Raw genomic sequence first — 22,270 nt, 5'->3', positions numbered from 1 at the left:
TAAGGTACGAACGCGACGACGGTGTCTGGGTCCGGCAGTACTGGGCGTCAGACTCTTGTGCGCACTACCGGGAGCGGCTCAGATGAGAGTGAGTGCCTGGCGCGCAATGGCGAGCTCCTCGTTGGTGGGCACCACGAGCACCGTGACCTTCGAGTCTGGGGCGGAGATGACGCGCGGCTCGCCGGAGCGGGTCTCGTTGACCCCCTGGTCGATCTTGACACCCATGAAGCCCAGGCGCTCGCCGAGCTCACGGCGCAGGTCCGCGTCGTTCTCACCGATACCGGCGGTGAAGGTCAGGGCGTCCAGGCCACCCATGACGGCGGTGTAGGCCCCCACGTACTTCACGAGGCGGTGCAGGTAGATGTCCATGGCCTCGCGGGCCTCCTGCTCACCGGCACCGATGCGCTTCCACACCTCGCGCATGTCGTTGTCCCCGGCCAGGCCCTTCATGCCCGAGCCGCGGTTGAACAGGTGGTCGATCTCGTCGATGGACATGCCGGCCACCCGCGCCAGGTGGAAGACGGCGGCCGGGTCGATGTCACCGGTGCGCCCACCCATGACCAGGCCCTCCAGCGGGGTCAGGCCCATGGAGGTGTCCACGGCGTGCCCGGCCACGACCGCCGAGGCCGAGGCCCCGTTGCCCAGGTGCAGGACGACCTGCTTGAGGTCGTCGCGCCCCAGGAACTCGGAGACCGCCCCGGAGACGAACTGGTGGCTGGTGCCGTGAGCCCCGTAGCGGCGGATGGAGTAGGTGTCGGCGACCTCGCGGTCCAGGGCGTAGCGGGCGGCCTCCTCGGGCAGGTCCTGGAAGAAGGCGGTGTCGAAGACGGCCACGTGCGGCACGTCGGACAGGAGGCGGCGCCCCACCTCGATGCCCTTGAGGTGGGCGGGGTTGTGCAGCGGGCCCAGCGGCACGAGCTGCTCGATCCGGGCCACGACGTCGTCGTCGATGAGGGCCGGGCCGGAGAAGTAGCGCCCGCCCTGGACGACCCGGTGGCCCACGGCCACGATGTGGGCGTCGGCCAGTGAGGGGCCCTGCTCCTCGAACAGGCGCAGCACCTCGGACAGGCCGAAGCCGTGGTCGGGGACCGGCTCGGTGATCTCGGTGCGCTCCTCGCCGTGCTTGTGGGTGATGGCGCCGGTCTCTTCGCCGATGCGCTCCACCAGGCCGGAGGCGAGCGAGGCGCCCGAGTCGGGGTCGACCAGCTGGTACTTGATGGAGGAGGAGCCGGAGTTGATAACGAGGACGGTGCGCTGAGTCACGGGGTGCCTTTCAAGAACGGTCGGGGATGAATGCGGGGGACTGGATGACTGATGAGGGTCCCGGGTGAGCCTCAGCGGCGTGGGGCCGGGTCCCGGTCCCACGCCGCTGGAGGGCTCAGCCCTGGGCCTGGACGGCGGTGATGGCGACGGTGTTGATGATGTCCTCCACCAGGGCGCCGCGCGAGAGGTCGTTGACCGGCTTGTTGAGACCCTGGAGGACCGGGCCGATGGCGATGGCACCCGAGGAGCGCTGGACCGCCTTGTAGCCGATGTTGCCGCTGGACAGGTCCGGGAAGATGAAGACGTTGGCCCGCCCGGCCACGAGCGAGTCCGGGGCCTTTTTGGCGGCCACGGTCGGGTCGATGGCGGCGTCGTACTGGATGGGGCCCTCGACGGCGAGGTCGGGCTCCTTGGCCCGCACCAGCTCGGTGGCCTCACGGACCTTGTCCACGTCCGCGCCCTTGCCAGAGGTCCCGGTGGAGAAGGACAGCATCGCCACGCGCGGCTCGACGCCGAACTGGCGGGCCGTGGCGGCCGAGGAGATGGCGATGTCGGCCAGCTCGGCGGCGTTGGGCTCGGGGTTGACGGCGCAGTCGCCGTAGACGAGCACCCGGTCCTGCAGGAGCATGAGGAAGACCGAGGAGACGATGGAGGTCCCCGGCTTGGTCTTGATGATCTGGAAGGAGGGGACGATCGTGTGGGCGGTGGTGTGGGCGGCGCCCGAGACCATGCCGTCGGCGTCTCCCATGTGGACCATCATCGTGCCGAAGTAGGACACGTCCTGGACCTTCTCGCGGGCCTGCTCCAGGGTGACGCCCTTCTTGGCGCGCAGGCGGGCGAACTCCTCGGCGTACTTCTCCAGCAGCTCGGGGTCGTCGGTGGCGACAACCCGGGCGGCGGCGATGTCCAGGCCCAGCTCGGTGGCGCGGGCCCGCACCGTGGTCTCGTCGCCCAGCAGCACCAGGTCGGCGATGCCGCGGCGCAGGATGGCGTCGGCGGCCCGCAGGACCCGGTCGTCGTCGGGCTCGGGCAGGACGATCGTCTTGCGGTTGGCGCGTGAGCGCTCCACCAGCTCGGCCTGGAACATGATGGGGGTGACGACCTCGGAGGGCTCGACCTCCAGGGCCGACAGGAGGGCCTCGACGTCGGCCTCCTGCTCGAAGGTGGTCACGGCGACGTCGATCTTGCGCTCGGAGCCGTGGGCGAGCAGGCCCTGCAGGGAGCCGGCCGCGGAGGCGGCGGTGAAGGTGTCCAGCGGGGAGGTGATGACCGGGATGTTGACGTCCAGCCCCTCCAGGAGGCGCAGCGCGTGGGGCGCCACCTCGAAGCCGCCGTTGAGGATGAGACCCGACAGGATCGGGAAGCTCGAGGAGGCCTGGGCCGCCATGAGGGAGATGAGCATGGCGGAGCGGTCGGCCGGGACGATGGCGAGCTGGCCCGCGGTCAGGCGCTCCAGGACGTGGGAGACGTCCATGGCGCACACGAGGACGGACTCGGCCTCGCGGTCGAGCAGCGTCTCGTCACCGGCGATGAGAGTGCCCTCGACGGCGTCGAGCACCTCGCGCACCACCGGGGCCGCCAGCAGCGGCACCTCGGGCAGCGTGGTGGAGGTGATGCCCTCGATGGCGGTCAGTGCCTCGCCGACGGCCTGGCGGGTCTCTGGCAGGCACTTGTTGGCCACGACCGCGACGGTGCGGGCGTGGTTGTCGGCGATCTCGGCCATGGAGACCTCCACGGAGGCGACGACGTCCTCCACGTCATTCTGCCCGGAGACCACCAGCAGCACCGGGACGCCGATGTTGGCCGCCACCCGGGCGTTGAGGGCCAGTTCGGGGTTACCGGCGACGTCGGTGAAGTCCGAGCCGTCGATGATGACGACGTCGTGCTCGCGCGCCAGGGCCCGGTAGGCGTCGACGATGCGTGCCAGGGCCTCCTCGGGGTCGGCGTGGAACTCGTCCCAGGTCGCGCCGACGCACTGCTCGGCGGGCGTGGTGGAGCCGGCACGGTTCAGCAGGAGGCTGAGGAAGGCATCGCCCTCACGGCTCTCCACGAAGGGGCGGAAGACGCCGACCTTGGCGACCACCTTGGTCAGGCAGGAGACCAGCCCGAGGGCCACCGTTGACTTCCCGGTTCCGGCGTTGGGTGAGGCGATGTAGATACTGCGCGCCACGTTAGGTCCTTCTCGCGTTGTCAGTCAGGGGCGCCGGCTCATTCCGGTGCCGTACGGGTCCGATTGTGCCCCCACCTGCGGGTCATCTGCGACCAAAGGCCCGTTCTCCATCCGTCTTGTGATGTGGGAACGGGCACATACTCAGGGGCTGGTACGGGTGTCATAGGTACTTGCCCGTCCGAGCGGTCGGACCGCGACCGGGCGTGGAGGGGACCGTCGCCCGCCCGGTGCCGGGGTCGACGGTTACCGTGACGTTGCTGTGGGACTGCCGGGGGGTGAGTCCCTCTTCCTGCGAGACCCAGATCGTGTAGGTCGACGACGGGTCTCCCGGCTGGGGAAGGAACAGGGCGACGGCCTGCCCTCCACCGGCCTCCTGAGCGACGGCGACGGCGCGCTGCGGCCCGATGTCCTGAGCCCGGCCCGTGCTGGTCGGTTCCGTCGGGGACTGGTATCCGCTCATGGGCACGGAGGCAGCCGGTTGGGTGGGGCGGATGCTGAACACGCTGGCGTAGTAACCCCACAGGAACAGCAGGGGAAGGAGGACCAGCCCAGCCGCTTTGAGCAGATCGGTGTCCCTGGAGAGGCGCCGGGCGCGCCAACGGGCGGACAGGGCGGTGCGCCGATAGCGCTGCAACGGCCACCACGTGCGCAGCCCGCTGACGGTCAGGACCGCGAGGACCACGCCAGAGGTGGCCACGACCAGCCCCCCGACGGTCAGACCCCGGCGGCCGGCCCACCAGCCGGTGTGGGGGATCTCCTGGGACATCCAGTGCACGTGGCCGGGCCCCTGGCAGGACAGCAGGCAGTGGTGCAGATTGTCCAGGACGGAGACCCAGGTCGGGGTCGCCGACGCCCTGCTGATCTCGTGCCCGGTGGAGGAATCGACCGCGTAGATGGCCTGCTCGGTCCGCACCTCGACGACGTCGGTGTTCCGCGTCGCTGACAGGACGGGCTCGTCGGGATGGCCGTTCTTGATCGTCTCGACCGCCTGGGGCAACGAGACCTGGCCGGGGCTGGCGTCGGGGGTGGAGGCGGTTGGGTTCAACGAGCGCAGGATCTCCGCCTGGTGCGGCAGGAGCATGCCGCTGAGAGTAATGACCAGCATCCCCAGGCCGGTTGCCGCTGACAGCCAACGGCGCACGAGCGCCATCGCCCGGCAGGTGCGGGAGGGCGGGGAGGGGAGGGGCTCGGCCGTGGGATCCATGGCAGTCTTCATCGGGGAGGGTCAGGACCCCGCGGGGGCCAGCAGGGCGGCCGCGGCGCACAGGCAGGCGAGGACCGCGATGAGGGCGTAGACGCAGTATCCACGCTCGCGCCGCCGCCACAGGTCGCGGGCGCCGCTGACGCTGATGGCGGCGCCCGCGACCTGAATGACCAGGGCGGTGCCGACGGCGAGGGGGCCGGCGGCGCCTATGGCGGGAGCCAGGGCGTAGACGATGACGCACCTGAGGCCCGAGGCCCACAGTCCCAGCATGACGGCGTGGATATCGGCGCTGACCAGGAGGGGAGAGGCTGCGTCGTCCTGATCGAGAGGGGCGGGCGTCGCGGGTGCGACAGCGTCGACGTCGTCTCCGGTCTCCCCACCGGGCGAAACGTCAACATAATCAATACTCGCAGTACTTTTCATACTGACCAATACGGTAACGGTCAGGATAAATCGCGTCAACGCTCCGTCGTAGGCGGGTGGTGTGATGTCAGGCAGGCGCCTTTGAGGGAAATAACTGCTGGGAGGGCCCTGTACTGTAGGCCGGAGAAATATGGGGTGTCCCGGCTGTGTTCCGGCTGTGGCTCGGAGATGGCCGGCGCTAGCGCAGCAGGGGCAGCGCGGAGATGATGGTCAGCGCGATGATGATCGGCTCGAAGACCCGCTGATCCATGTGCTCGGCGAGGCGTCGACCGGCCAGGGCCGAGGCGATGACGACCGGTGCGGCGACCGCTGCCAGTGACAGGGTCGTGGGGTTGACCAGGCCGGCTGAGACGGAGAAGGGCAGCTTGACCAGGTTGACCAGGAAGAAGAACCAGGCCGTCGTCCCCAGGAATGCCTTGACCGGATAGCGGCAGGCCAGGAAGTACATGGAGGTCACCGGTCCGCCGGCGTTGGCGACCATCGTGGTGAAGCCGGCCAGGCTGCCGTAGACCAAGCGGGCCAGCCGGCTGCCGGCTGGGGTCGGGAGGGCCTCCCCGGGTGTGCCGGCGGCCCCGCCCCTGGTGGCCGAGCGGCGCTGGTACAGCGTGATGGCGACCAGGATCAGCAGGATGGCGCCGATGAGACGGCGAGTGGAGTCGTTGGAGGCCAGGTGCAGGAACAGGGCGCCGGCGCCGACGCCGGTCAGGACCGCTGGGACGAGTCTGCGCAGCATGCGGAAGTCCGCGTCGCGGCGGTAGCTCCACACGGCCAGCAGGTCGCCGGTCATGAGCATGAGCAGGATGGCGCCGGTGGACTCCTTGGCCGGCAGCGCCGCGGTGCACAGGGCCACGGCGATGGTGGCCGCCCCGGGCAGGGCGGTCTTGGCGACGCCGCACAGGGCCGCCACGACCGCGAGCAGGATCCAGGCGGTTGCGGTCAAGGTGGGGAGCACGGGACCTCTCAGCGGTGAGAAGAATCGGAGTCTGGTGTGAACTTTGTCCAGACTAATGCATGGACGTCGACGGCGAGGACCGATGGGGTCTGCTCAGAGCCGAGTGGCGGCGAAGCGGGAGGACTTCACTGCTTCGGGGCTGTCCAGCTGGGGCGTGCTCGCATCGGTGCCCGAGTACTGCGCAGGCTACAGGTTGACCGGCAGTGTCAGCGGTGCGCAGCAGTGCGGCGAGTCCGACGATGCCGAGGACGATGAGCCCCGCCGCGGGCAGGGTCGCGGTGAGCAGGTGGTCCACAAACGCGGTGCGCTGGGTCGTCAGTCCGATCCCGTGAAGCAGCCCCAGGGCCGCGGCTCCGGTGCCAAACGACAGGATCGAGACCGCGGCCCGCCCCGGCCGGTGTCCTTCGGCACCCCGGGAACGACGACGCTCCCGACCATCACTGGTCGGGAGTGTCGAGGTGAGGCGTCAGCCGGTGGGGCCGACCCGGAGGGGGAGTCCGTGCGAGCCCCGTGACGTCTCAGGCCTTGAAGAGGGTTCCCTCAAGGTAGGCGCGCGCCTTGCGGGCGTACTCCAGCGGGTTGGCGATGGCCGGGTCCTGCTCGGCCTCCACCAGGATCCAGTCGGAGTAGCCGTGGTCCACGAGGAACTTGTAGGGGACGGTGAAGTCGATCGTGCCGTCGCCGGGGACGGTGAACATGCCGGCCAGGAAGGAGTCGAGGAAGGAGCGCTCGGCCGCCTTGGACTCCGCCATCTTCTCAGGGCGCACGTCCTTGAAGTGGACGTGCTTGACGCGGTCGATGGTGGCCTCCAGCAGGCCCATGACGTCGCCGTCGCCCACGTAGGCGTGGCCGGTGTCGAACAGGAGGGAGACCTTGGCCGGGTCGGTCAGCTCCATGAGGCGGATGGTCTCCTCCTTGGTCTGGATGACCGTGCCCAGGTGGTGGTGGTAGACGAGCTCCAGGCCGTGGGCGTGGGCGACGTCGCCCAGGCGGCCCAGGCCCTCGGCCAGCACCGGCCACTGCTCCTCGGTGAGCACCGGCTTGTTGGTGAAGATGCAGACGTCGCGGATGCCCTGGACCGAGCCGGTCTGCTCGGAGACGACGACGCGAGTGGCACCCAGGTACTCCAGGTAGGCGCAGGTGGCCTCGAAGTCGGGGATGACGGCCTCGACGCCGTCGCGCAGGATGAAGGAGGAGAACCACTGGGCGACGATCTTGATGCCGCGGGCCTCGGCGGAGGCCTTGACCTCCTCCTTGGGCGGGAAGAAGCCGGCGCACTCGGTGCCCGCGTAGCCGGTGTCGGCCAGGTCCAGGAGCATGTCCTCCAGGGTGTTGAAGGCGCCGACCTCGGGGATGTCGTCGTTGCGCCAGGTGATCGGGTGCATGCCCCAGGAGATGCCGTGGGGGTCGGAGATGGCGGTTGCGGGGTCGAGGGTGAAGGACATCGTTGCTCCGTGTTCTCGCTCGGGTGGTGGTGGGAGGTGGTCAGTGGAATGGGTGCGGTGAGGTGGCGGCGATGCGCCGTCGGCTGCTGCGCCGTCGGCTCGGGCCCGCCAGTGGTGCGCTCCCGGGAGGAGGGTGCCGGCGTCGGTGCCGGGCGGTGGGCCCGTGCCTCGAACCTAGCAACAGGACTTTGTCCTGATAAGCCCTTCTCGGGTCCTCCCGGGAGCGCGTGTGCTGGGGGAGGGGTCAGGAGTAGAGCTTCTCCATCTCGACCTCGATCTCCTCCAGGGACTTGTCCTTGGTCTCCGGCATGATCTTGAACAGGACGACGGCGACGACCAGGTTGAGCACGCCGTAGATGGTGTAGGTGATGCCGCCGCCCAGGGTCTCCATCATGGGCGGGAAGGTCCAGGTGATGATGGCGTTGGCGGTCCACATGCAGAAGATCGCCGTGCCGTTCATGATGCCGCGGACGTTGGCCGGGAAGATCTCACCCATCATCGTCCACACGATCGTGCCGTTGGAGGACTGCACGATGAGCATGAAGACCGACATGAGCCCCAGGATGAGGTAGGCGGCCCAGGTGGGCGGAGTGGTGTGGTTGGCCATGTGCGGGGCGATGAAGAACTGGAAGGTCGCCGCGATGCCCAGCAGGGTGACGCCCACGCCGATGACGTCGCCGATGAGGACCTGGCGGCGCCGGAACTTCAGGATGAGCCAGATGCCGATGGCGGAGCCGATGACCGACATGACGCCGTTGGCCACCTGTGCGGTGATGGAGGCCGAGGTGGACATGCCGGCGTACTCCAGCACCTTGGGGGCGTAGTACATGACGGTGTTGACACCTGTGGTCTGGTTGACCACGGCCAGGAAGATGCCGACCAGCAGCAGCTTGCGCAGCCAGGGCGTGGCCATGACGTGGCTGAAGCCCTTGCGCTGGGACTCCTCGTCCTTCTCGTGCTGGCGGGCCTCGACCATCTCCATGATCTCGTCCTCGATGGCGCCGTCCTTCTCCGGGACGCGTACGCGCTTGAGGGCGCCGATGGCGTCGTAGAGACGCTCCTTGGCCAGGTACCAGCGCGAGGACTCGGGCATGAGGCGGATACCGATCCACAGGGCCACGGCCGGGATGGAGCACAGGACCAGCATGTAGCGCCAGGCCTCGCCGTTACCGGCGCTGATGCTGAGCTGGTCGAGGAAGGCGTGGTACTGCTCCGCGTTCATCGGGCCGCCCTTGGAGGACTGGAGCTTGGCGATCTCGTCGAAGACGTACTGGCCCGGGGTGAAGTGCCCGCTGGGGTCCTCGGCGATGGTGATCCTTGGGCCGCCCTGGAGGGAGTTGATGATGGCGTTCATCGAGAAGGCGAGCAGCTGGCCGGTGACGATCATGAGCTGGTCGATGGCCACGATGGAGCCGCGGATGCGTTTGGGGGCCGTCTCCGCCAGGTAGACGGGGACCGTCGCGGAGGCGGCTCCGACGGCGAAGCCCAGGACGATACGGAAGGGGTACATGACCCAGACGTTGGGGGCGATGGTGGTGCCGATCGCGCCGGCGAAGAACAGGAAGGCCAGGACGGTGATGTTGTGGCGCCGGCCCCAGCGGTCCGACATGAGGCCGCCCAGCAGCGCGCCCAGCGCCGCGCCGACCAGCAGGGTGCCGCCGATGGCGCCCTCCTGGAAGGAGGTCAGCTGGAGGCCCCTGGCGTCGAAGGGCATGTACATGTACGGCAGGGCGCCGGAGATGACGCCGGTGTCGTAGCCGAAGAGCAGTGAGCCGAGCGTGGCCACGGCGGCGATGGCGACGACGCCGCGATGCTTGCCCGAAGGCGGCGTCTCGGCCACCGCCTTGGTGAGCTCTTCCCTGGTGAGTCCACGCAGGGACGTCGTGACTCCCTGAGACATAGGGGGTCTCCTCTCAGTCCTGCGGCAACGATGCCGCAGGGATCATTGTGGTGGGTGGGTGGTGGAGTGAAGAGAAAAGTGAGGTGTGAGACGGCTCAGACATCGAAGGTGGTGCGTCCCTCGACGCGGGGGACCTCGTGCCACTGGCCGTCGGCCGCTGAGGCGACGACGGCCTCGTCGACCTCCGCGGCGCACCAGGCGTCGGCGGCCGAGGGGGCCACCTGCTTGCCGGTGAGGATGGACTCGATGAACTGCGCGGCCTCGATGGCCTTCATGTCGTCAAAGCCCATGGAGGTGCCGATGGCGGGCTGGAAGCGCTGCCACTGACCCCACTGGGGGCCGGCCATGGCGCGGGTGTAGCCGTGGGAGGCGCCGCCGTTGAGCACGGGGCAGATCTCCAGCTCGTTGAGGCGCTCGAAGTTCCAGCGGGCCGAGCCCTTCGTACCGTAGACCTCGACGACGTACTCGGCGCGCGGTCCCACGCTGACGCGGGAGGACTCCATGGTGCCCACGGTGCCGTTCTCGAAGCGCACGAGCATGGAGACGTAGTCCTCGTTCTCCACCGGGCCGACCTCGTCGCCGATCTCGAAGCCCGAGTGGCCGATGCCCATCTTGGTGGGGATGGGGCGCTCGGTGATGAAGGTGTCGGTGATCGCGGTGACCGAGGCGATGCGCCCCACGATGTACTGGGCCAGGTCCGCCCCGTGACTCATGAGGTCGGGTACGACGCCGGCCCCGGCCTTCTCCTTCGAGGCCCGCCAGGTCAGGGGCCCCATGGGGGAGGAGTTGTAGTCGGCGATGAACCACACGCGCACGTTCGTGATCCGGCCCAGTTCGCCTCCGCGCACCAGGGAGCGCAGGTACTCGATGGCCGGGGTGTGGCGGTAGTTGAAGCCGACGGCGGTGACGAGGTCCGCCTTCTCGGCGGCCTGGGCGATCTGCCGGGACTGCTCGGCGCTGACCCCCATGGGCTTCTCGATCCAGAAGGGTTTGCCGGCCTCGACGGCCGCCAGGGCCATCTCGTGGTGGAGGAAGTTGGGGGCGCAGATGGAGACGGCCTCCACCTCGGGGTCGGCCAGCAGGTCGCGGTAGTCGGCGTAGGCGCGCTCGAAGCCCAGGTTATCCACTGCCTCCTGGCGCACCTCGTCCACGGGGTCCGCGGCCGCGACCAGGCGCGGAGCCACGCCCAGCTCGGGGAAGCGCTCAGCGATGGCACGGTAGCTGCGGGCATGAAGCCGTCCCATCCACCCCAGGGAGATGACTCCGATACCCAGTACTTTCTTGTCGGTCATTACGGTCCTTTCCGACGACACTGTCGGCTGCTGCGTGTGTGGAGGTGTGTCCGGAAGCCCCGGGAAACACTCGTCGTTAATGACGTCACAGGAAGATAGCAGAGCAACTTTGTCCTGACAAGAGGGGGTGAGGTCAGATGACCGCAGTGGCCGGGTCTACATGCTCACCGGTGTGGTCGGATAGGATGCGCTCAACCGGTGTTCAAGGATGGACTCCGGCTCCCGCGGATCATGCCGGTCCGTGAGGCACAACGGTGTGGAAAGGGAGACGTCTGCCGTGAAAGGACCTCGAGGACGAGGTGGGCGGGTCACGATCAGGACTGTCGCCGAGCGCGCCGGTCGTTCCATCTCCACCGTCTCGGCGGCTCTCAACGGCTCCGACGGCGTCGCCGAGAGGACCCGTGGCGAGATCCTGAGCATCGCCACCGAGCTCGGCTACCAGGCGGATCCGCGCGCCCAGTTCCTGCGCCGCAGCCACACCGGGCTCATCGGCGCCAGCTTCGCCATCGGGCAGGCCTACCAGGGGCTCATCGTGGACGGGCTCTTCCAGGCGGCCTCCGCCCTGGATCACGCGCTGGTGCTGGCCACCTCCACCCCGCACCGCGATGTGGCCGACGGGCTGCGCTCGCTGCTGCTCCAGCGCTGCGAGGGCCTCATCCTGGTCGACCCCGACCTCTCCGTGGGCGCCCTGGCCGGAATCGCGGACCGTCCGCCGGCGGTCCTCATCGGCACCAGTACCGATCTGGTGGACGTTGATGAGGTCCACTCCCGTGACGACGTCGGCTTCCAGCTGCTCGTCGATCACCTGGTCGACACCGGGCGCCGCCGCATCACCCATGTGGACGGCGGGGGAGAGGCCGCCGCAGGGCGACGGATCGAGCGCTTCGGCCAGGCCATGGAGCGGCGCGGGCTGACGGACAGTGCCCGGGTGGTGCCCGGGGGAGGCGACGAGGACAGCGGGGCCAGGGCGGTCCACCACCTCATCGAGGCCGACGAGCTGCCCGAGGCGCTCCTGTGCTTCAACGACCACTGCGCCGTCGGAGCCCTCATGGAGCTGCGCCGCCAAGGGCTGAGGGTGCCGCAGGACCTGGCCGTCACCGGTTACGACGACATCCCGGTCACGGCGGCCTCGGCCTTCTCCCTGACCACGGTGCGCCAGGACGCCGGCCTCATCGCCGAGGTCGCGGTACGGGCGCTGCTGGCCCGGATGCACCCGGACCAGGACGGCCATATCCCGGCGGAGGTCGCCGGTGAGGACCGGCCTCTGGGAGGCCGTCTCTACCGGGTGGTCCCCGAGCTTGTCGTCCGCGACACAACGGCCCCGCCGGGCGAGCGCCGGGACACGGCCCGGGCCTGATACGGCGCGAGGCCTACGGTGAGCCTCACCGAGGAAGCCACAACCGAGGGGCGCACGCCCCGCACACTGGGACAGGAACCATGATTAACGGAGAACTCATCGACCTGGTCGCCGGCGACTACGAGGCGCGTATCGCCTCGTCGGGCGCCATGCTCGTCCACCTGCGCCGCCAGGGGCGTGACCTCATCATGCCCTTCGACGCCGAGGCGACGCTGCCCGCCGGCTGGCAGGGCAAGACCCTGCTGCCGTGGGCCAACCGCATCGCCGGGTCCCGCTACGACTACGCGGGCACCGAGTTCCTCGTGGGCTGCAACGAGCCGGCCAGCGGCTCGGCCCTCCACGGCCTGGCCGGTTGGATGGACTGGCAGGTCGCTGATGACGACCCCTCCGGCCCCGACGACGGCGCCCCCCGCCGCCGGGTCGTCCTGGAGCTGAGCCTGCTGGCCTCCTACGGCTACCCCTGGAGCCTGGAGGCCAGCGCCTGCTTCGAGCTCGACGCCGAGCGCGGGCTGAGCGTCACGGTGACTGCCACCAATGTCGGTGCGGCCCGGCCCGCCCCGCCGGTGCCCGGTGCGCCGGAGGCCGAGGGCGAGCCCGCCCCCGCTCCCTACGGCGTCTCCTGCCACCCCTACCTGACGCGCTCGGTGCCCCTGGACGACTGCGTCCTGACGATCCCGGCTGCCGAGGTCCTCGACGTCGACGAGCACATGGCGCCCACGCGCCGGCGCAGCGTGGAAGGCACCGACTGGGACTGGCGGGGCGGCCGGCTCGTCGGGGCCACCCAGACGGACAACGCCTACACCGCCCTGCCCGGGGGCACCTGGGAGGTGAGCCTGCGCGGCGGGCAGGGCAACCGCGCCGTCGTCATGAGCTCGGACGTCCCCTGGGTGCAGGCCTACACCGCCGACGAGCTCTCCCGGCCCGGCGTGGCCATTGAGCCCATGACCTGCCCGCCCAACGCCTTCAACAGCGGGGAGGACCTCATCGCCCTGGCAGTGGGGCAGTCCCACTCCTTCACCTACCGCCTCTACGAGCAGGACTGAGCGCGCAAGCGTTCTGGGCCGAGGACGCCTTGTCTCTCCTCACGTCTGAGGCGCTCGCTCAGGTGGGAGCGCGGGGCCGGGACGGTTGTCCCGGAGCTGACGGCGGGGCCGAAGGGGGCTGGTGGGGTTGGGGGTGTCCATGGTGCTGACATCAACCCCGCGCCGCCGCCGCACGCCGAGGAGAAATCGCAGCATTCCAACGATCTCCACTGGGCGCGTCGACGTCGGTCTCGTTAATGTCAGCGCTGTGGACACTGGGCTGCCGGCGCGGGGCCTTGGCGGTCGTGCCGAACGCTCTCACCCCGATGCTGGCTTCACCTTCCCCAGCCAGACCTCTTCCGACTCCCGTCCGGGGGCCGGTGGCGCCGACGCACACCGGCTCCGGCCCGCACCCGCCCGGGTCGGTCTACTCCACGAGGGTGGGGATCTACTGGCCGGGGGTTGTGCGTACTGCACGAAGGCCCCACCTACCTGGAGTGCCCCCGACCCTCCTCCAGTGGATCCCGACCCTCGTGCAGTACAGGCCGGGCGCCATCCCAGCAGCTGCGAGCAGCCGAACCAGCCCGGCCAGCACAGCGAGCAACGGTCATCAGGCCCGCCGCGCCGGTGTCGTGAGGTGTCATGGCCCCGAGGCTCTCGGAGACCATGAGACAACACAGCGGCCTGCCGGGCCCGCAACGGCCCTGCAGGCGCTGAGAACGCAGGTGGGCGTCGTCGAGGCGGAATGCTCGACGACGCCCACCGCGCGTCAGAGTGGCGAGCCGGCGCTCAGCTCAGGCGCACCGGCTGCCCGGAGTGGGCCGACTCCGTGGCGGCCTCGGCCAGGCGCAGAGCCGCGATGGCGTCCCCGATACCGGTGGGAGGCGTGGTGCCGGCCTCGACGGCCTCGATGAAGGCGCTCAGCTCGATGCGGTAGGCGTCGGCGTAGCGCTCCAGGAAGAAGTCGAGGTAGGGCTCCTGGGCGTCGGTGACCTCGCCGTTGGACAGGCGCACCGTGGTGGCGCGGATGTTCTCGGCGAACAGGGCGCCCTCGCGGCCCGAGGCCTCGAGGCGCTGGTCGTAGCCGGAGGAGCAGTGGCGGTTGTTGATGATCGTGGCCACGGCGCCCGAGGCGGCCTTGAGGGTGACGACGGCGGCGTCGAAGTCGCCGGTGTCCTTCAGGGCCGGGTCGAGGTTCTGCCCGGCGGCGTAGACCTCCTCGATCTCACCCAGGAAGAAGCGGGCGGTGTCGAAGTCGTGAATGGTCATGTCGCGGAAGATGCCGCCAGAGACCTTGATGTACTCCGCCGGCGGGGCCGCCGGGTCGCGGCTGATGATGGTCAGCTGCTCGATGTCACCGATCTTGCCGGCCTCGACCGCAGCGCGGGCGGCGGCGAAGCTGGGGTCGAAACGGCGGTTGAAGCCGAACATGACGGGGACCTTGACGGCGTCGAGCTCGGCCTGGGCGGCCTCGACGTCCTTCATGTCCAGGGCGATCGGCTTCTCGCACAGCACCGCCTTGCCCGCCTTGGCGGCGGCCAGCAGGTGGGGGATGTGCAGCGGCGTGGGGGAGCCGACGATGACGGCGTCGATCTGGGGGTCGGCGAAGACCTCCTCGGCGTCCTTGCAGGACCGGGCGCCGTAGGTGGCGGCGAGCTTCTCGGCCGCGTCCTCGAAGGGGTCGCAGACCAGGGCGAGCTCGGCCTGGGGGTGGGCGGCGATGGTCTTGGCGTGGACGTGACCGATGCGGCCGGCGCCGATGACGGCGATGGAGAGCATCCTTGCTCCTTCTGCGTGTGAGTGGGGTGTGGATCGGTGTCTGAACTGCGGAAAGTGGTGGGGTGGGCGGTTCGGCGGCGCAGAACGTGTAGACGTGTCCGAACATGCCGTGGACCCGCCCGGTGGCGGGTGCCGCCGCGGGCGTCCGGGCCCCCACCGGGACCCGGACGGGCCTGAGCGGAGCCGATCAGGGCTGGGGCATGATGACGTCGCGCACCAGGGCGTCCAGGTCGGCGTCGGCCTGGAGGAATCCGCGCAGGGTGCGGCGGGTCGCGCCGAAGGTGTCGAACTCCTCGGGCGTCATGCCGTCGGGCTCGTAGGCGCGCACGAACTCCGGGATCGACAAGAGCGTCTCCATGATCTCAGGTGCCACGGGCTCGTTGATACGCTCGACGACCTTGTAGCCGGAGTCGTTGATGAGCTTCTGCCAGGCGAAGGGCGGGGAGACGACCAGGTCGCCGCCGACCAGTTCGGACCACTGCAGCACGTTGCGGAAGGCGGCCGACAGCACGCGGGCGCGCAGGCCACGGGCCTGGAACTCCTGGTAGGCGCGCTTGAGGGCGGCCACGCCACCCCACTCCAGGTGGCCGGGGTCGATGAAGAGCTTGTCCCGCTTGGCCACGATCTTGAGCCAGTCGTCCAGGCGGCCGCCCATGAGGGTGACGACCGGGCCCATGGTGGAGACGTCCTTGCCCTCGGCCTCGCGGCGCTTGAGACCGCGCTCGATGGCCTCACCGGTGGCCACGGCCTGGGGCACGGAGAAGGAGACGGTGACGTTGACCGACACGCCCCGGTAGGTGGCGTCCTCAATGGCCTTGACACCCACGGAGGTGGCGGGGATCTTGACGATGATGTTCTTGGCCAGGTTGGAGAACTCCTCGGCCTGGTCGGCCAGGGCCTTGGCGCTGCGGGCCAGGCGCGGGTCGGTCTGCATCGACAGGCGGCCGTTGCGCCCCTTGTGCTCCTCGAAGATGGGCTCGAGCAGCGTGGCGGCCTCGACGCTCATCTCTCGCACGACCTGCCAGCCAATCTCGGACTCGGTGGCCTCGGGCATCTCCTCGGCCAGCTCGGCGATGCGGGGGAGCCACATGTCCTTGCGCTGGTTGATGCAGGTGTAGGCGATGGTGGGGTTGCAGGTGGCGCCCACACCGCCGAAGGAGATGGACTGACGCAGCTCGTCGGGGTCGGCCGAGTCGTTCCACAGTGCGGTGGGCGTGTTACGGGCGGCGTCGAGGAGGGGGCCGGGGGTGTAGTCGATGCTCATCGGTTCTGTGCTCTCTTTCGGGTTCATCCGCGCAGGCGTCCTTGCAGCCGCGGTCCGGTAACCCCTATTGAAGTGCGCTCGACGGCATCTGTCAATAAAATGTCAGGACAAAGATTCCTGGGAACGGTGGTGACCCCGTGCCGGGGCGAGGGCTAGCTGGAGAACAGTGAGGTCTCGAAGGTGTAGCGCGAGGCGCGGTAGATGTGCTGCCCGTACTCGATGACGCGGCCCGACTGGTCGTAGGTGATACGGGTGGCGGTCATGAGGGCGGCGCGGCGTCGCTCGTGGAGGAGTTCGGCCTCGCGGGCGGTGGCGTTGCGGGCCCCGATGGTCTGCTTGGCCGTGGTGGGGACGGCGTCCTGGGCGCGCAGCAGGTCGTAGAGGCCCTCGGACTCCAGCTCCTCGCGGGTGGGGGCGATGGTCACCGGCATGAGGTTGGACAGCACCGCGATCGGCTCGCCGTCGGCGCAGCGAATTCGGGTGCAGGTCACGACAGCGGTGCCCTCCTCGACCTCGAGGTGCTCGGCGTCGTCGGCGTCGGCCTCGTGCTCGATGTAGTCCAGCACGCTCGTGGAGGTCGTGTGGCCGGCCGCGGACAGGTCCGACAGCAGGCTGGTCAGCTGCATCGGTCGGTGGACGTGCATGGGCGAGACGATCGTGCCCACGCCCCGACGGCGCTTGACCAGGCCGCGGTCCACCAGGTGCTGAAGGGCCTGGCGTGCCGTGGGGCGGGAGACCTTCAGCCGCTTGGCCATCGAGAGCTCGTCCTCCAGGCGGCTGCCGGCAGGCAGTGTGCCGTCAAGGATGAGTGCGGCCAGCGGCTCGGAAATTTGCGTGTGCAGCGGCGTCTTGGAGTCGCGGTCGATCGTGATGTCGAGGGCGAAAGGGGCTGGTGAATCGGGCATGAGGTGAGCCTGTGTCAGACGTGATAATGCCTTGAGCATACGGATGCCGTGTGCCGATGTCACGCGCTGTCGTCATCCTGGCGCCGATCTGCGGAGGGCCGGCCCCTCAAATGTTCTGACAAATGCTTGACCTGGAGCGGTCCTGTGGGGCAGGCTTCGCAGTGACGCCCGACGCAGACCGCACTTCCGCAGGCCTGCAGGCCCCAAGGATGTGGAGACGCGATCACCGTGACGACGACAACGACGGCAACGACTAAGACCTCTGAGGCGGTTGCGCCCGAGGGCCTGCCCGCAGACGCCGGAGACACCAATCGGCTCGACGTGCTCACCATCGGGCGCTGCGGCATCGACATCTACCCCCTCCAGGTCGGCGTCGGGCTGGAGGACGTGGAGAGCTTCGGCAAGTTCCTGGGCGGCAGCCCCACCAACGTGGCCGTGGCCGCCGCCCGCTACGGGCACCGCTCCGCCGTCGTCACCGGCGTGGGCAACGACCCCTTCGGGCGCTTCGTGTACACCGAGATGCGCCGCCTGGGGGTCGACGACCGCCACGTCGTGACCAAGGCCGCCTACAACACCCCGGTCACCTTCTGCGAGATCTTCCCGCCGGACAACTTCCCCCTCTACTTCTACCGCGAGCCCTCGGCCCCCGACCTGGAGCTGACCTGGGAGGACCTGCCGCTGGAGGCCATTCGCGACGCCTCCATCTTCTGGATCTCGGTGACCGGACTGAGTAAGGAGCCCTCGCGCTCGGCCCACCACGCCGCCCTGGGCACCCGCGACCGGCGGCGCTTCACGATCGCCGACCTCGACTATCGCCCCATGTTCTGGAAGGACAAGGAGACGGCCCACCGGGAGGTCGCCAAGATCCTGCCCAAGGTCACCGTGGCCATCGGCAACCGGGAGGAGTGCGAGGTCGCCGTCGGCGAGCGCGACCCCGAGCGGGCCGCCGACGCCCTCCTGGAGACCGGCGTCGAGCTGGCCATCGTCAAGCAGGGCCTGGAGGGGACGCTGGCCAAGACCCGCACCGAACGGGTGGAGATGCCCGTGACCTCGGTGGAGACGAAGAACGGCCTGGGAGCCGGGGACGCTTTCGGCGGGGCCATCTGCCACGGCCTGCTGTCGGGCTGGTCGCTGGAGAAGACCATCTTCGCCGCCTCCACCGCAGGAGCGATCGTCTCCTCGCGACTGGAGTGCTCCACCGCCATGCCCACCGAGCCCGAGCTGCTCGAGCTCATGCGTGCCCGCCGCGACGAGGTCGCCCCGGGGCTGACGGACCTGTGAGGAGCCCCCGATGAGCGCATCATCCATCCCTGCCGCCTCCACCTCAGGGCCGCGGCCGCTGACCGACGCCGTCACCGAGATCCGGGTCACCGACCCCGGCCGTATCGGTCGGGCCCTGGCCCAGCGTCCCCGCGCCGACCTGGCCGGGGCCGGGCGCCTCATGATCATCGCCTGCGACCACCCGGCCCGCGGAGCCCTGGGAGCGGGGGCGAGGCCACTGGCGATGGCCGACCGCGAGGACCTCCTCCAACGCTGCATGACGGCCCTGTCCCGCCCCGGCGTCAACGGGTTCCTGGGAACCGCCGAGATCATCGAGGACCTGACCCTCCTGGGCGCCCTGGACGGCAAGCTCGTGTGGGGCTCCATGAACCGGGTCGGCCTCCAGGGGGCCTCCTTCGAGATGGACGACCGCTTCGGCGCCTACGACGCCCAGGGCATCGAGGCCTCCCACCTCGACGGCGGCAAGATGCTCACCCGCATCAACTACGCCGACCCCGCCAGCGCCACCACCCTCGAGGCCAGCGCCAAGGCCATCGACTCCCTGTCCCAGCGCGGCCTGAACGCGATGATCGAGCCCTTCATCTCACGGTGGGAGGACAGCCGGATCGTCAACGACCTCAGCGAGGAGGCCGTCATCTGTTCGATCTGCATCGCCCAGGCGCTGGGGCGCAGCTCGGCGCACACCTGGCTCAAGCTGCCCTGCGTCAGCGATCCCGCCTCGATGCGACGCGTCATGGCCTCCACCTCCCTGCCCAGCCTCATCCTGGGCGGCGAGGTCTCCACCGACCCCGAGGCCACCCTCGCCTCCTGGGCCGCGGCCCTGGAGCTGCCCAATGTCAGGGGACTGGTCGTGGGCCGCTCCCTGCTCTACCCGGGCAATGACGACGTCGAGGCCGCCGTCGACGCCGCCGTCGCCCTGCTGTGAGCACCTGATACGCCCGCAAGCGAACCGACCGCCCCGGCCCGCAACCGCCGTCAATCGGCCCCGGCCGAGCCGCCCCATACGAGACAATCCGCACGAGTACCACCAGGAGCTGAAGGAGCACCACCATGGGCCACACCGACCGCACCGCCCCGTCCGAGACGTCGGGCCAGTCCCGCTACGTCATCCGCGCCGGCGAGCTCGCCCACGACAGCTATGAGCTGGACCTCACCCCGGAGCGGGCCGGCTGGGAGTGGTCCTCCCTGCGAGTGGTGGCGCTCGCCCCCGGGAAGCCCCTGACCGTGCCCGCCGGCGAGCACGAGTACCTCGTCCTGCCCCTGTCGGGGGGCTGCGCCGTCCAGGCCGGCGGTGAGCGCTTCGAGGTGGCCGGACGCCAGTCGGTCTTCACCGACATCACCGACTACGTCTACGTCCCCCGCCGCACCGAGGTGACCCTCACCAGCACCGACGGCGCCCGCATCGCCCTGCCCGGGGCCAAGGCCACCACCGACAAGCCGCTGCGCTACTGCCCGCGCTCCGAGGTCGGAACCGGCCTGCGGGGGGCCGGCCCCTCCTCGCGCCAGGTCAACAACTACGCCCTGGGCAACGACGTCGAGACCTCCCACCTACTGGCCTGCGAGGTCCTGACCCCCGGAGGCAACTGGTCCTCCTACCCGCCTCACAAGCACGACGAGCACACCGAGGTCGAGCGGGTCCTGGAGGAGATCTACTACTACCAGGTCCGCGCCGGCGAGGGCGACGCCGAGGGCTTCGCGCTCCAGCGCATCTACCCCTCACCCGGCCACGACATCGACGTGTGCACCGAGGTGCGCGGCGGCGACGTCGTCGTCATGCCCTACGGCTACCACGGGCCCTCCGTGGCCGCCCCCGGCTACGACCTGTACTACCTCAACGTCATGGCCGGCCCCGCCGAGGACTCCGTGTGGCTCATGACCGACGACCCCCACCACACCTGGGTACGCCAGACCTGGGAAGGCCAGGAGGTCGACCCGCGCCTGCCCATGACCCCCATGAACGACTAGCCGATCCGCCTTTCGACCGCCCCACCACCTGAGAAGAGCAGAGAAGAACCACGATGAGCAACGAAGCCTACGCCGGCACGATCCGCCTGACGGTCGCCCAGGCCACCATCCGTTTCCTGTCCAACCAGTACTCCGAGCGCGACGGCGTCGAGCAGCGCCTCATCGCCGGGGCCTTCGGGATCTTCGGCCACGGCAACGTGGCCGGCATCGGCCAGGCCCTCCTGCAGAACGAGATCGCCCGCGCCGACGGCGAGCAGGAGATGCCCTACATCATGCCCCGCAACGAGCAGGGGCAGGTGCACGCGGCCGCCGCCTTCGCCAAGACCACCAACCGCCTCCAGACCTACATGTGCACGGCCTCCATCGGCCCGGGCTCCCTCAACATGGTCACCGGGGCCGCCCTGGCCACCACCAACCGCCTGCCGGTGCTACTCTTCCCCTCTGACCAGTTCGCCACCCGCGTCCCCGACCCCGTGCTCCAGCAGCTGGAGGACCCCACCAGCCTGGATGTCTCGGTCAACGACGCCTTCCGCCCCGTCTCGCGCTTCTTCGACCGCATCAACCGGCCCGAGCAGCTCATCCCCTCGCTGCTGAACGCCATGCGCGTACTCACCGACCCCGCCGAGACCGGCGCGGTCACCATCGCCATGCCCCAGGACGTCCAGGCCGAGGTCTTCGACTGGCCCGTGGAGCTGTTCGGCAAGCGCGTTTGGCACGTGCGCCGCCCGGTGCCCGAGCCCGCCGCCCTTCAGCGCGCCGTCGCCCTCATCAAGGCCGCCAAGCGGCCCCTCATCATCGCCGGCGGCGGCACCATCTACGCCGGCGCCAGTGAGGAGCTGCGCGCCCTGGCCACCGCCACCGGCATCCCGGTGGGCGACACCCAGGCCGGCAAGGGCGCCATCAACTTCGACCACCCCAGCGCCGTGGGCGGCGTGGGCTCCACCGGCTGCGACTCCGGCAACCACATCGCCGACAAGGCCGATCTCATCATCGGCGTGGGCACCCGCTACTCCGACTTCACCACGGCCTCCAAGACCCAGTTCAAGAACCCCGACGTGAAGTTCGTGAACATCAACGTCACCCCCTTCGACGCCGCCAAGGAGAGCGCCGAGATGGTGGTGGCCGACGCCCGCGAGGCCCTGGCCGCCCTGGCTGAGGCGCTCGCGGACTACCACGTCGAGGCGGCCTACTCCGAGGAGATCACCGCGGAGAAGGAGGCCTGGCTCAAGGCCACCGAGCGCTGCTACCACCTGGACCACGGGCCCCTGCCCGCCCAGACCGAGGTCTTCGGCGCCCTCAACGAGCTCATGGGGGAGGAGGACGTGGTCATCAACGCCGCCGGCTCCATGCCCGGTGACCTCCAGGCCCTGTGGCAGGCCCGCAGCCCGCTGCAGTACCACGTGGAGTACGCCTTCTCCTGCATGGGCTACGAGGTGCCTGCCGCCATGGGCGTCAAGCTCGCCCGCCCCGAGGCCGAGGTGGTCGCCATCGTGGGCGACGGCACCTACCAGATGCTTCCCATGGAGCTGGCCACCGTGGTCCAGGAGAACATCAAGGTCATCTACGTCCTGCTGCAGAACTACGGCTTCTGCTCCATCGGTGCCCTCTCGGAGTCCCACGGCTCCCAGCGCTTCGGCACCAAGTACCGCAGGCGCGGCGAGGGCAGCCACCTGGCCGACGAGCAGGTCATTGACGGCGTCGACATCGCCGCCAACGCCCGGTCCTGGGGTCTGGACGTCCTCGAGGTCCACACCATCGCCGAGTTCAAGGAGGCCTACCGCCAGGCCGAGGCCTCCGACCGTCCCACGATGATCCACATCGAGACCGACCTCTACGGCCCCAACCCGCCCGGGTCGAGCTGGTGGGACGTGCCGGTCTCGGGTGTCTCTGAGCTGGAGTCCACGCAGCGCGCCTACGAGGAGTACCTGCGTGACCGCAAGCCTCAGCGTCACTACCTGTAAGGCCACTACCTGGAGGGATCGCAGGTAGGCCGCGGTCAACGGCGCGCTCCTGCGCCGACCGCGACGGCGGGGGTCCACGGCGAGCGG

18 protein-coding genes are annotated in these 22,270 nt (G+C 69.6%); 7 read left to right on the top strand and 11 right to left on the bottom strand.

Annotated features, from left to right (window positions below):
- Positions 1-78: 78 nt before the first annotated feature.
- From BKH20_RS05265 to BKH20_RS05245, 5 genes are all read right to left on the bottom strand, one after another.
- Positions 79-1,263 (bottom strand): acetate/propionate family kinase, encoded by a 1,185-nt coding sequence (locus BKH20_RS05265; protein WP_075390222.1) that lies wholly within the window; start codon positions 1,261-1,263, stop codon positions 79-81.
- Positions 1,264-1,378: 115 nt separating this feature from the next.
- A complete protein-coding gene (gene pta, locus BKH20_RS05260; RefSeq protein WP_075390221.1) occupies positions 1,379-3,433 on the bottom strand; it encodes a phosphate acetyltransferase in 2,055 nt (684 codons plus the stop codon).
- A gap of 160 nt (positions 3,434-3,593) precedes the next feature.
- On the bottom strand, positions 3,594-4,637 hold the full coding sequence (locus BKH20_RS05255) for a PepSY-associated TM helix domain-containing protein (RefSeq protein ID WP_075390220.1): 1,044 nt from the start codon (positions 4,635-4,637) through the stop codon (positions 3,594-3,596).
- A gap of 21 nt (positions 4,638-4,658) precedes the next feature.
- A complete protein-coding gene (locus tag BKH20_RS05250; RefSeq protein ID WP_075390219.1) occupies positions 4,659-5,060 on the bottom strand; it encodes a hypothetical protein in 402 nt (133 codons plus the stop codon).
- Between the two features lie 178 nt (positions 5,061-5,238).
- Entirely contained in the window at positions 5,239-6,012 is a 774-nt protein-coding gene (locus BKH20_RS05245; RefSeq protein WP_075390218.1) for a sulfite exporter TauE/SafE family protein, read from the bottom strand.
- An 82-nt stretch (positions 6,013-6,094) separates the two neighbouring features.
- Between BKH20_RS05245 and BKH20_RS14220 the strand changes: the two genes are divergently transcribed.
- Positions 6,095-6,526 (top strand): hypothetical protein, encoded by a 432-nt coding sequence (locus BKH20_RS14220; protein ID WP_178388551.1) that lies wholly within the window; start codon positions 6,095-6,097, stop codon positions 6,524-6,526.
- Between the two features lie 4 nt (positions 6,527-6,530).
- Here BKH20_RS14220 and iolE read toward each other — a convergent pair whose 3' ends face one another.
- From iolE to BKH20_RS05225, 3 genes are all read right to left on the bottom strand, one after another.
- Positions 6,531-7,457: a myo-inosose-2 dehydratase gene (gene iolE, locus BKH20_RS05235; RefSeq protein WP_075371596.1), complete on the bottom strand. Its 927-nt coding sequence runs from the start codon at positions 7,455-7,457 to the stop codon at positions 6,531-6,533.
- A gap of 244 nt (positions 7,458-7,701) precedes the next feature.
- Positions 7,702-9,357, bottom strand: coding sequence for an MFS transporter (locus tag BKH20_RS05230; protein WP_075390217.1), 1,656 nt, complete (start codon positions 9,355-9,357; stop codon positions 7,702-7,704).
- Between the two features lie 95 nt (positions 9,358-9,452).
- Positions 9,453-10,649, bottom strand: coding sequence for a Gfo/Idh/MocA family protein (locus tag BKH20_RS05225; RefSeq protein WP_075390216.1), 1,197 nt, complete (start codon positions 10,647-10,649; stop codon positions 9,453-9,455).
- A gap of 277 nt (positions 10,650-10,926) precedes the next feature.
- Between BKH20_RS05225 and BKH20_RS05220 the strand changes: the two genes are divergently transcribed.
- Positions 10,927-12,006 carry a LacI family DNA-binding transcriptional regulator gene (locus tag BKH20_RS05220; RefSeq protein ID WP_075390215.1) on the top strand — a complete coding sequence of 360 codons (1,080 nt, stop codon included), beginning with the start codon at positions 10,927-10,929 and terminating at the stop codon, positions 12,004-12,006.
- An 80-nt stretch (positions 12,007-12,086) separates the two neighbouring features.
- Positions 12,087-13,049 carry an aldose 1-epimerase family protein gene (locus BKH20_RS05215; RefSeq protein WP_075390214.1) on the top strand — a complete coding sequence of 321 codons (963 nt, stop codon included), beginning with the start codon at positions 12,087-12,089 and terminating at the stop codon, positions 13,047-13,049.
- A gap of 768 nt (positions 13,050-13,817) precedes the next feature.
- Here BKH20_RS05215 and iolG read toward each other — a convergent pair.
- From iolG to BKH20_RS05195, 3 genes are all read right to left on the bottom strand, one after another.
- Positions 13,818-14,807, bottom strand: coding sequence for an inositol 2-dehydrogenase (iolG, locus tag BKH20_RS05205; protein ID WP_075390212.1), 990 nt, complete (start codon positions 14,805-14,807; stop codon positions 13,818-13,820).
- A 187-nt stretch (positions 14,808-14,994) separates the two neighbouring features.
- Positions 14,995-16,071, bottom strand: a complete 1,077-nt coding sequence (locus tag BKH20_RS05200) for a transaldolase family protein (protein ID WP_075390211.1) — start codon at positions 16,069-16,071, stop codon at positions 14,995-14,997.
- Between the two features lie 152 nt (positions 16,072-16,223).
- The gene (locus BKH20_RS05195; protein ID WP_075390241.1) at positions 16,224-16,976 is read right to left on the bottom strand and encodes a GntR family transcriptional regulator; all 753 of its coding nucleotides are present in this window, start codon (positions 16,974-16,976) and stop codon (positions 16,224-16,226) included.
- Positions 16,977-17,204: 228 nt separating this feature from the next.
- On the opposite strand from BKH20_RS05195, the gene iolC reads away from it, so the two are divergent.
- The 4 genes from iolC to iolD all read left to right on the top strand — a co-directional run bounded on the left by iolC (position 17,205) and on the right by iolD (position 22,183).
- Positions 17,205-18,257: a 5-dehydro-2-deoxygluconokinase gene (gene iolC, locus BKH20_RS05190; protein ID WP_075390210.1), complete on the top strand. Its 1,053-nt coding sequence runs from the start codon at positions 17,205-17,207 to the stop codon at positions 18,255-18,257.
- Between the two features lie 10 nt (positions 18,258-18,267).
- On the top strand, positions 18,268-19,182 hold the full coding sequence (locus tag BKH20_RS05185; protein WP_075390209.1) for a Cgl0159 family (beta/alpha)8-fold protein: 915 nt from the start codon (positions 18,268-18,270) through the stop codon (positions 19,180-19,182).
- Between the two features lie 125 nt (positions 19,183-19,307).
- Positions 19,308-20,222 carry a 5-deoxy-glucuronate isomerase gene (gene iolB / locus BKH20_RS05180; RefSeq protein ID WP_075390208.1) on the top strand — a complete coding sequence of 305 codons (915 nt, stop codon included), beginning with the start codon at positions 19,308-19,310 and terminating at the stop codon, positions 20,220-20,222.
- Between the two features lie 53 nt (positions 20,223-20,275).
- On the top strand, positions 20,276-22,183 hold the full coding sequence (gene iolD / locus BKH20_RS05175; protein ID WP_075390207.1) for a 3D-(3,5/4)-trihydroxycyclohexane-1,2-dione acylhydrolase (decyclizing): 1,908 nt from the start codon (positions 20,276-20,278) through the stop codon (positions 22,181-22,183).
- The last annotated feature ends 87 nt before the right edge of the window (positions 22,184-22,270 follow it).

It is taken from the genome of Actinomyces oris, assembly GCF_001937445.1.
Classification (GTDB): Bacteria; Actinomycetota; Actinomycetes; order Actinomycetales; family Actinomycetaceae; genus Actinomyces; species Actinomyces acetigenes.
The sequence above is the reverse complement of the archived record's forward strand: the minus strand, read 5'-3'. Positions and strand labels throughout refer to the sequence as shown.